The sequence below is a fragment of the Bacillus sp. ISL-46 genome (assembly GCF_018613205.1).
In genome coordinates this window covers 1-10159 of the sequence record NZ_JAGGQR010000023.1, presented here as the reverse complement: position 1 = coordinate 10159, position 10159 = coordinate 1, and the positions used below count along the sequence as shown (strand labels likewise).

The following is a 10159-nucleotide window of genomic DNA, read 5'->3' as shown; positions in this document are numbered from 1 at the left end:
GTCAAAATACAGGCAGTAATATTGTCCTTATGGACATCCATACCGCATGCTCTTTCAATGACTACATCCATTGAAAACATCCTTTCTACGGCGATCATTATAATTAGAGGCTGGTGCAACAACCAGAATAGGATTAATCTACCATGTGTGCTTCCCGTAAGGGAGCGACAGTCAGTGGTGCACCGTGGTCGGTGGAGTCAGACTAACGGATGGGCTCTAACGCACCATAGTTCAGCGACCTTCCTCTCCCAGCCGTAGAATCAGTATTGACGGTTCGTGACCATTTTCATTCTCTGTGGTGAAGCGCTGATTTTTGCGCTTCATGGATGGCTAACGGGGCAGAATAGTTGAAAAACAAAAGTACATAAATATTACAAACAAATAAGACGGGTGAAAGGAATTTAAATAATAGGAGTTCTTATAGGAGAATATGCCTTTTGTGTATAAATATAAGATGAAGGGAGGGATAAATTTATGTATGAGGCAAAAGGTTTTCAAAGTACAGACTTCGCAGAACTTATTCGGGTAGTTAATGATTTTCTTGGCTCATTAGAGGAAGGAAAGCTGATAGATGTTAAATACAATGCTGTTCCTCTTGCTGTAAGCATGCACACAGAATATGGAGTGAATCCTGATACAAAATATACGGCAATGATTATCATAAAGAAATAGTGAGCTCAATGGATTTTTCTGTATCTTGACATTTCTAACAAAAAATGTTATGATTAAAAAAGAATTATTTTTGTTCGGTGTAAAGGATTTGTAACTTTTCATCTTGATGATCACTGAGAGCAGGGATAGTATTACATTGTGTGTGTTTACACACTAGGAGGCAAAACAAATGGAAAAAGGTAATGTAAAATGGTTTAATGGCGAAAAAGGCTTCGGATTCATCGAACGTGAAGGTGGAGACGATGTATTCGTTCATTTCTCAGCGATTCAAGGCGAAGGTTACAAAACTTTAGAAGAAGGTCAAGCAGTGACTTTTGATGTGGAGCAAGGTCAACGTGGACCTCAAGCTTTAAACGTACGTAAAGCTGCTTAATTTTACAAAACAGGGAAGGCAGGCTCTTTTATGGGAGTCTGCTTTTCTTTTTTCTGTGAAACAAAGAACCCCTACTCGTAAAGGAGTAGGGGACATGAAAACAGTAAATCAAATGGTAAACCAAGTGTAGCATATAATTAAGGATTATCCTAATTTAATGAGAGTGGCTTATAAAATGACTCTTATTTTTATGAGATACTTGAAGGATATTTTCTGCTTCGATTCTAATGGACTATCAAGGCGTATTGGGTATTTATGTTAAAATAAAGATTGTGATGAATTGCACTTAAAGTAACGGGTAGCGATTGCTGAACAAGGCAGTCGCTTTTTGTGTTATTTGCACAGGAAGGTTTTATATAGAATAATAATATTAAGGTTAGTAGAGGTTTCAGAATATACGCGTGAAAATTAACCTTCCCTTTATTGGTAATCCGACACGATTCCTATTGTTTTTGCTTTTTCTGATTTTTAAAGAAAAAGTAGTTGACACTGAAAATAAATTTATGATATTATTAAAAATTTGATAAAAAATAATATATATGTTAGGGTTAAGAAGGTTACCATATATGGAGGTGGATTATTTGTTTCAAATTGGCGATAACATTGTTTATCCAATGCACGGAGTAGGTATAATTAAAGCCATAGAAGAAAAGGAAATCTCAGGGGAAAAACAACAGTATTATGTCATAAAAATGTTAATCGGTAATATGCAAGTCATGATTCCTACGGGTAAAATATTGAGTTCAAGTATACGCCCTGTTACTGACATAATTGCATTAAAACACATCATAAACATTTTTCATCATGGAGAATCAGATAGATTACTGCCGTGGAAACAAAGGTATAAAGTGAACACGGTCAAAATAAAAACGGGTAAAATACAAGAATGTACTGAAGTTGTACGTGATTTAATTCGTATGAAGAAAGAAAAAGCACTTAATACAAGCGAAAAAAAAATGTTAGATAACGCACATGAATTTTTGATTAGTGAACTGGGATTAATTAAAGGGATTACTGAAAATCAAATAAAAAGTTTCTGTTAAGGTTAATTTAAGATAATGTATTACATCTCCCGAAAATATCCTGAATTTTTTGGGAATATGTTTATTATTAAAAGTAAATCATTTCAAAGACATTCAACTTCTCCAACTCACCTTTAGAGCATTAACCTCTTTTGTTATTTCTACAATCTAATCCATTTTTATTATTTAAATTTCTTTTACGAACGTTTGAAGTTTCATCAAATAACTCGATAAAATAGTCACTTGATTTTTGCAATCCTGATTCACACTGGCACGGACAAGGAGCCGTAAGGATGAATGAGAGGTAGGGCTTTCATTGTTTTAGGTATACAATATATTATTTAAGTCATTATTTCTAGAAGAAAAAACAATCAATCTCACCTCTATCTTTAAGAATTTTTTACATCTACTGAGACAGTGAATAGTAATTGTTTATCTTCTTTACGTAAAAGAGAAAAACGAATTGGTAACACCATATGGTCAACTACAAAAATGGTTTCCAGACCAGGAAACCATTTTTTATTTTATTTACATAACAATAGTAAAGATTACTGGTGATGGTTTTAAATCCTTTGATGAAGGGCAACGCGTACAATTTGATATTCTAAAAGGACAACGTGGCTCTCAAGCAGAAAACGTTTCTAAAATTTAATTGATCTCCTACCCCTTTGTAAATATGAACTCTGATCATAGGGGGGACCAAGCATAATCACCGCTTTGTACTTGAGTATACTTTTGTCATTTCCTTTTACTTCAATGGTTTCCCCGAATAATGGGACGAGGGGACAGGTCCCTTGTCCCATGAGACTACTTGTCCAATACTCTATCCCTAGCAACTTTTCTCGAACGAGTAAGTTGCCATCTAGAAGAACAAAGGAACCACCCACTCTCCACAAGAAGATACTATAAAAAGGTCCCGTATTAATAGATCCAATAGTAGCTTTTTCTTGTTCCTGTTAAAGGAGATATTATTGATGACCCAGATTTTGATTCAAGATTTCATAATGGATATAAGGTTGTAAAAGTTACCCTAAATTATGAGACAAATGAATGCTATGTATCTACATCCACTTGCAATTGAATTAGAGGAAATTAGTATCAATGACTATATAGAAAAATTTGTAGCACATGAATGGCGTATTGTTTCAAAAGAAGAATTATTAACCTGCTAAATGAGAAAGATTCACCGCATACCACTGCATGTTATTGAAGTAACGGGCAGGATAGTTGAATAAGAAGATGCATTTTATTTAGCAATAGAGGACAAATTATATATAAAGTTAATACCGAAAGGACTTATAAAATGGTTAAAGTGGTTTTTTTGGTCTATATTTATTATTCCTTGGATTTCTTTGATCTTTTTAGACCGTTTAGCAATTCGAAGATATATGCCTGTTGCTCTATTTGCCACAGTGCTCAACACAATATTGGCACAAATGGCTTGGTCATATAACTGGTGGAAATTTAAAGAGACTCTTTTTAGCTGGGACAAAATAGCACCATTATTTACTGTATATGGCATATTCTTGGTAGGTACAATATGGATATTTTATTTTACATTTCGTAAATTTCGGATATATATTATTGTTAATTTAATAATCGATCTCTTCTACGGGATGGGTCTTACTAAAATGTTAAACAAGCTAGAGATAAGAGAAACTGGTAGTTTCTCTCCACTCAAAAATCTTTTGACAATGACAATACTAGCCGTCATTCTATATCTTTATCAGTTATGGCAGGAAGATATCTATGATAAGGAAAAAGTTAAGTGAGAGGTGATTTTTTTGAAATTTAAATTCATCCAAAAATTAAATGTTATGTACTATAGTGCCTTAGTTGGATTAGTTTTAACAACAATCTATACTGCGTTATTAATGGTTACCGTTAAACGGACTTCTAAAAGAGTAAAGTACATCTATCAGAACCAAAAAAATTGGAGGAAGGATTAAAGTACTAACCTATAATCTTTAAGTTAGTTTAAGCAATTAAGGAAAGAACCTTATTAAACTATAGGGTGCGTTTGTTGAATAAGACGTTAATTTATAAAAGCATGTATTATTAAAAAAACATGCTTTTATGTTGGGATGAATCTCAAAAATTTATATGTTGTTAGTGCAAAATATCGCCTAAAATCTATGATAAATAACTCCTAAAATGACAGGAGTTCAAAAAAAGAGTCATGAGAAGTTATTAAAACTTGACTCACAGCTGTTTTAACAAGAATATTCATAATCTTCTCCCTTACTCTTGAATATAAACACTTTCACCGATATAGGCATTTTGCTCTAGATTATTAATTATAAAATCTGCCAAGTTGACACGATAGCAGATTTGCCTTTGAAATCGCCGTGTTTATAAGGTGTCTTACCTTCTTCATAGGTGATCCATGAAGGCATAACGATCGTATAATCCAGCCCAGATTCACTTACCATTTTATTTTGTTTTGGCATATCGCCAAACCAGGGACTAAAAGGTATAAGTGCTAATCTTGTAAGAACACCTAATTTTTTACGTGCTTCAGGACTTGTTCCAAAAGCTGTTAAAAGCTCAAGACGTTTTATATTTTGATTTTTCATAGCTTGAATAATATTTGTAGTAGGCTTTGCAACCCCACCTGAACCTGCAAATACAATAATGACTGCATCGCTATTTGCTAAAGCCAGTTCAATATCAGATATATCATCATAATCCACTGCAATATGTTTTACTAACGGGTGAGTGCTTAACGTTTTACCTGTACGCGTTGCTGCTACTACGTGATGTCCACGACTTATTGCTTCCTCCAAAACATACTTGCCGACCTTACCACTCGCTCCAAATATTGTAATTTTCATTGTTCTCTCCTTATTCTGTATGTTGAATTGTTTAATAAGTTCTAAAAAAGTCCTGTCTTATGACAGAACTTAGATTAGATGTTTATTTAAGATTTTTCGTAAAAAATTCTTCTAATTTATCAAATGGAATTTTTTTCATATTATCATATAACGTCGCATGCCATGCATCTGAGACAATTAATAATTCTTTTGGTTCTTTAGCTTTTTCATAAGCCACTTCACTTAAAGGCTTTGAGAATGCCTGTTCTCCCGCAATAAATAAAGTTGGTCGTGGCGAAATTTCATCAATATAATTCATAACTGGTGTATTCATAAATGAAAATGGCATCGTCGCATTCCAGCTACCATTTGATAGAATTGAATTATCATGGAAGCCACGTGGTGTTCTATAGAATTCAAACGTTTCTTTGGTATCCATATCTGGATTTTCAGGAAGTTCTGCTGGTAATTGATCGGCCATTGGTGCGAATGTACCATTTTCTGCATCCGCCCAGCGTTGTTGACTTAATGACTCGAACAGTTGTGTACGTTGTTCTAATGGAAGACCACCCAAGCCTGCTGAGTTGTCATACATCGATACTGTTGCGATAGCTTTGACACGTTTATCCATAGAGACTGCATTAAGAGCAATTGAGCCACATCCACATATACCAATCACACCGATACGTTCACGGTCAATATTGGATTGAAGTCCTATTCCATCAACGGCTGCCATAAAATCTTCAGTGTTGATGTCTGGTGCTGCAACATTACGGGGTGTCCCACCACTTTCACCCGTGTATGAACCGTCAAAAGCTAGTGCAGCGAATCCAAAAGATGCCATCTCATTGGCATAACGCCCAGATGCTTGTTCTTTAACAGCTCCGAATGGTCCACCGATTACAAGTGCAGGAAGTTTTTTGTCGTCTGCATCTTTTGGTAAATATAAGTCACCAGCTAATTCTATACCAAAACGGTTTGTAAAACGGATTTCTGTTCTTGTAACTTTTTCATTTAATTCAAATGTAAATTTTCGCATGTTTTTTTCTCCTTCTATTAGAAATTTAGTCCTGCCTTCCAACTTCTCCATTGAAAAACGGGCTACTTTTTGACCACCTATATATATTTTTAGCAGAAACGAATTCTTTCGCCACCATGACCACCATGTTTTTTAACCAGTCTACACATAGAAGAAATAATGCGCGCATATGTATTATATCTTCTATGTGTATAATATAATAGGGAAACAGAATGTTTTCAATCGTCAATTTCGGTGAATCCACGCATTAACGCACGAATTGATTGGAATTGCGCATTAATTATTAAGAAAGTTAAGGAGGCTATGACAATGATTAAAGTCGATAGAAGGATACTTAAATCTCAAGATGCCATAAAAAACGCTTTTGTTGAACTCATGTCAGAAAAAGGGTTTGATAAAATTACGGTAAAGGATATTTGCATTGGAGCGAATGTGGGGAACAGAACGTTCTATCTTCATTACCTTGATAAATATGATTTATTGGATAAACTCATTGAAGGACATATGCAGGAGCTTAGAAAATTATGTGACCCTCTATCTGACATAAGCTTAAAAGAAGCTCATATTATTTGGTTTGAATACTTAGAAAATCATTATTTATTTTTTTCGACGATGTTAATAGGGCAAGGAGCTTTTGCTTTTCGGAAACACTTCTTAGAATTGATCATCGAAGAATTAAAGCATGACGAAAATATCCTCAAAGGGAAAAACGAGGGGGTCAGTGAAGCCCTGATTCTTACCTTCCTTGGGTCAGCTATCGTAGGGGTAATTGAAACCTATCTCATGAAAGGAATTCCTGATCCGCTTGAAGTTGTAGCAGAACAACTGGGGATGTTATTAGAAAGAAATCTGTAATTGGTAGAGATTCTATTTATACAATTAAATTGGATAATTTCAGAGGGTAATCAGTTTACATATCGCCATATTATCGGAAGGGAAGAAGCTGGAGTGCGAGGAATGGAGGAGTAAAAAAGGGGGTTTTGTGAAGAAATTCACTTAAACTATCGGGGTGCTTTACTTCAATAGGGAGTAAAGCTTTTTTCTTCTTCAACTAAATGGCAGGTTAGCTTAAGAAGGTGTTCCCTTATCTTAAGGCATAAGAATACTAATAAATTCAAATAATATTATTAATGTATATCGTATTGGGAAGTGATTAAAATTCATATAGCAATAGCAATATGGGCTATTTTGGCTGCTATGTATTGGGGGGATTGGAAAAATTTCAAACATTACTATCCAACGATAATTTTCGTTATTGCTGGCGATTTTTTATATAAAATCTTTGCACTTAATAATTATCATTTATGGAAAATCCAAAAAGACTATATTATAAATCATATTACGACTTACCTTTTGTACGTTTTAATAACCTTTTCATTGTCCACTTTTATCTTCTTATCAACTTATCCCACCCCATTAAAAAAACAAATAGTTCATATTTTGAAATGGGTCTTTATTTATAGTGTAGTCGAATGGATTGGTTGGAAATTTGGGCGGATTACTTATTATAACGGGTGAGTATTTGGTGGTCGATTTTTTTTAACGTCAATATGTTTATAATGATGCGAATTCATTATGTTAATTTCTTGTGGGCTATTACATTAAGTATTTTATTTACATTTTTTTACTTGTTTGCCTTCAATTATATATAAAATCGAACATAGAAATTCTTGAACTAAAGGGTGCTTTACTTGAATAAAGAGTAAAGCACTTTTTCTTATTGAAGTAACGGATGCAGGTTAGTTCAATAAAAAATAAACGCCAATTGAACCCTTTGGCGTTTCCTTTTATTGAAGAATCACTAATTTCTTTGAGCTAGTGTACCTAAGTTTCCTCGGCACGATATATAAATTTTAAAAGCATATATCTCAAAAAAATTCCAATCAGTATTCCGATGGGTAATGACAACATTGGTAACCAAATAGGTCCGAGTAACATTCCGTTTACTTTAAATGTTGCTGAGTAAATAAGCCCTACTGTAACTAAATAGGCGGAAAACACAAACGGAAGAAACGCTAAGGATGCTTTTTTACCGTTTGCATCACTGTAAGCATCCCAAATCGCAAAAAAATAAAGACAAGGATAAAACATCAACCATTGGTAATTCGTTTGTCCAATTGCTTTTTCAATTTCCCCATGAAAACTCAGAATAATTACATCATTAAAGTTGGATTGGACATTGATCAATATTTCTAATCCGATGAAAAGTAATCCCTTAAAAAATTTCTTGTTCAGAATTTGGGCAAACCCAGGTAAAGCAATACTCCAAAGGATTTTTTCAAGCTCATCTTTTGTTATCATTATTATTCACTTCTATCACTTTTCTTTTACTATTATGTATCTATTTGGAATGGGGTAGTTATTCCATCCCTCCATCTAAATTTCTTCATCGAATTTTTCATGCAAATTTATTTTCCTTAATACAGTATTTAAATATTCTAGCTAAAGGAAAAATATTATTTTCTATAACAATTAACGAGGTAAAGTATATAAATTTTTAGGATATTGTATTCTTTGTAGAGCAAAATAAAGAAGAAAAAATATAGGAGGAATGCAGTATGCCTGAGAAACCTGCAATAACGTCATCCGAACTTGGAGTTCTATGGCTTACATACCAAGAGAAAACGATGATTTTACGGATGTTAGAATACTTTATAGAAAAAGCTGACGACGAAAAAGCCAAGAAAATCATGACTGATTTATACCATGAAATTGATCCTTACGTTGAGAAAATCAAAGGGATTTTCCAAGATGAAGGAGCAGTAGTCCCTGTCGCATTTTCTACACAAGATGTAAATAAAGATGTACCTAAGCTTTATGATAATGGGTTTGACATCATGTTTGTACGTTTACTAAAAGAAATTAGTATGGGGTTGCATACGCTCAATATAAACATGGTATATCGTGAAGATATTGTCATGCTTTTCAAAGAACTTACCGCCATCACCCAAGCATTTTATAATTCTTGCACACAATATTTGCTTGAAAAGGGGATGATTGCCCGATCTCCTTATGTTTCTATGCCCAATTCGGTTGAGTTTGTTAAAGATACAAACTACTTGGCTGGACTAAATCCATTTACTAAAATTGGTAACAAGAGAACATTAAATACGATAGAAGTTGCTTATATTTTTCATGGTATTGAATCAAATGTGACTGGGTTACAAATGATTACTGGTTTTGCTCAATGTGCCAATAAATCAGAAGTGAAAAAATTTTTTACAAAAGGAGCAGAACTCGCAAAAAGTATTATTAAAGAGATGAGTGAAACTTTTCTCGAAGAAAATATCCAAATACCTGCTCCCTCGGGCGGAAATGCGACGCGTTCAACAGTTCCTCCGTTTTCCGATAAGCTCATGATGTATTGTACCAGTATGTTTTGTAGTTTTTCTATGGGAGGCAATGCCGTAGGAACTGCTTTTAGTTTACGGAACGATTTGGCAGCAAAAAATACTGCTTTTACTAAAGATATTTTCGAATATGCCCATGAAGGTGCAAAGATTATGATTAATAACGGATGGATGGAAGAACCGCCTCAAATGGTAGAACGAAAAGAAATAATTAAAAAATAAAAAGTTATGGAAAAGTCATGAATTGCTCATGACCTTCATGCAAATAATATCTAAGTTTCTTCTTCAACTAAAGGGTGCGATGCTTTGACAAGGCATCGCCTATTTTGGTTTGATTAACGAAGCAGATTGTGAAGTGTTGTACTTAAAGTAACGGGTGCTTTACTTTAACAGGGTAAAGCCTTTTTCTTATTCAAGTAACGGGCAGTTTAGTTGAAGATGAAATGACATAAATTTATTGAATAAATAGAGGGTTTTTAATAATAAATATCGAAAACACTCAAAGTTATTTATCCGAAAGGTCATGGAGGAAGAAATGAAGAAAGTAATAAACATGATTAATCCAAGTTCGAAAGTGGCTGGTGTGTCGTTACTTAAATTGAAAAAAACAACGAACAAAAAAACAAAATGGGAAAGGAGTCACGGCTCCTTTCCCATTTTGTCAACAGCCCCCATAGGACTATTTTTTTATTTACCAATATTAAACCAACCTGGCATTGCTTGAATAACATTCCAAAGTTTTTCTGGAATATTAAGCTGGTCGAGTTTCGAAACGTTCAACTCAGAATCCACCTCTGCTTCACGTCCATTTGCGACCTTCTCAACCCAATTAGGATCCATAATTAACGCATGCCCAATGGCGACTAGCGGCAAACCTAATTCCATAGCTT

At 34.1% G+C, this 10159-nt stretch carries 10 protein-coding genes and 1 pseudogene; 7 read left to right on the top strand and 4 right to left on the bottom strand.

The window, feature by feature from the left end:
- The first annotated feature begins 474 nt into the window (after positions 1-474).
- The 5 genes from J7E67_RS13950 to J7E67_RS13930 all read left to right on the top strand — a co-directional run bounded on the left by J7E67_RS13950 (position 475) and on the right by J7E67_RS13930 (position 4016).
- A complete protein-coding gene (locus J7E67_RS13950) occupies positions 475-672 on the top strand; it encodes a sporulation protein Cse60 (RefSeq protein WP_214711905.1) in 198 nt (65 codons plus the stop codon).
- A 169-nt stretch (positions 673-841) separates the two neighbouring features.
- Positions 842-1045 (top strand): cold-shock protein, encoded by a 204-nt coding sequence (locus tag J7E67_RS13945; RefSeq protein WP_214711904.1) that lies wholly within the window; start codon positions 842-844, stop codon positions 1043-1045.
- Between the two features lie 581 nt (positions 1046-1626).
- A complete protein-coding gene (locus tag J7E67_RS13940) occupies positions 1627-2088 on the top strand; it encodes a CarD family transcriptional regulator (RefSeq protein ID WP_214711903.1) in 462 nt (153 codons plus the stop codon).
- 493 nt (positions 2089-2581) lie between these two features.
- Positions 2582-2719, top strand: coding sequence for a cold shock domain-containing protein (locus tag J7E67_RS13935; protein WP_283933059.1), 138 nt, complete (start codon positions 2582-2584; stop codon positions 2717-2719).
- Between the two features lie 1132 nt (positions 2720-3851).
- The gene (locus J7E67_RS13930) at positions 3852-4016 is read left to right on the top strand and encodes a hypothetical protein (protein WP_214732136.1); all 165 of its coding nucleotides are present in this window, start codon (positions 3852-3854) and stop codon (positions 4014-4016) included.
- Between the two features lie 348 nt (positions 4017-4364).
- Here the strand turns inward: J7E67_RS13930 and J7E67_RS13925 are convergent, their stop codons facing one another.
- Together J7E67_RS13925 and J7E67_RS13920 are read right to left on the bottom strand one after the other, a co-directional pair.
- Positions 4365-4901, bottom strand: coding sequence for an NAD(P)-dependent oxidoreductase (locus J7E67_RS13925; RefSeq protein WP_214732134.1), 537 nt, complete (start codon positions 4899-4901; stop codon positions 4365-4367).
- An 82-nt stretch (positions 4902-4983) separates the two neighbouring features.
- The gene (locus J7E67_RS13920; RefSeq protein ID WP_214732131.1) at positions 4984-5919 is read right to left on the bottom strand and encodes an alpha/beta hydrolase; all 936 of its coding nucleotides are present in this window, start codon (positions 5917-5919) and stop codon (positions 4984-4986) included.
- A gap of 309 nt (positions 5920-6228) precedes the next feature.
- Between J7E67_RS13920 and J7E67_RS13915 the strand changes: the two genes are divergently transcribed.
- Positions 6229-6774 (top strand): TetR/AcrR family transcriptional regulator, encoded by a 546-nt coding sequence (locus J7E67_RS13915; protein ID WP_214732130.1) that lies wholly within the window; start codon positions 6229-6231, stop codon positions 6772-6774.
- A 969-nt stretch (positions 6775-7743) separates the two neighbouring features.
- On the opposite strand, the gene J7E67_RS13910 is transcribed toward J7E67_RS13915, so the two are convergent.
- Positions 7744-8220, bottom strand: coding sequence for a hypothetical protein (locus J7E67_RS13910; protein ID WP_214713507.1), 477 nt, complete (start codon positions 8218-8220; stop codon positions 7744-7746).
- A gap of 257 nt (positions 8221-8477) precedes the next feature.
- Here J7E67_RS13910 and J7E67_RS13905 point away from each other — a divergent pair, with 257 nt between their 5' ends.
- Positions 8478-9491, top strand: coding sequence for a DUF3231 family protein (locus J7E67_RS13905; protein WP_214732128.1), 1014 nt, complete (start codon positions 8478-8480; stop codon positions 9489-9491).
- A 465-nt stretch (positions 9492-9956) separates the two neighbouring features.
- Here the strand turns inward: J7E67_RS13905 and J7E67_RS13900 are convergent.
- Positions 9957-10159: pseudogene (locus J7E67_RS13900) on the bottom strand (NADH:flavin oxidoreductase); the annotation flags it as partial.

What these genes read in the sequence shown, in the direction of transcription:
- J7E67_RS13945 (WP_214711904.1), top strand. Translation starts at nt 842, where the DNA reads ATGGAAAAAGGTAATGTAAAATGGTTTAATGGCGAAAAAGGCTTCGGA.
- J7E67_RS13910 (WP_214713507.1), bottom strand. Translation starts at nt 8,220, where the DNA reads ATGATAACAAAAGATGAGCTTGAAAAAATCCTTTGGAGTATTGCTTTA.
- J7E67_RS13925 (WP_214732134.1), bottom strand. Translation starts at nt 4,901, where the DNA reads ATGAAAATTACAATATTTGGAGCGAGTGGTAAGGTCGGCAAGTATGTT.
- J7E67_RS13915 (WP_214732130.1), top strand. Translation starts at nt 6,229, where the DNA reads ATGATTAAAGTCGATAGAAGGATACTTAAATCTCAAGATGCCATAAAA.
- J7E67_RS13920 (WP_214732131.1), bottom strand. Translation starts at nt 5,919, where the DNA reads ATGCGAAAATTTACATTTGAATTAAATGAAAAAGTTACAAGAACAGAA.
- J7E67_RS13905 (WP_214732128.1), top strand. Translation starts at nt 8,478, where the DNA reads ATGCCTGAGAAACCTGCAATAACGTCATCCGAACTTGGAGTTCTATGG.
- J7E67_RS13950 (WP_214711905.1), top strand. Translation starts at nt 475, where the DNA reads ATGTATGAGGCAAAAGGTTTTCAAAGTACAGACTTCGCAGAACTTATT.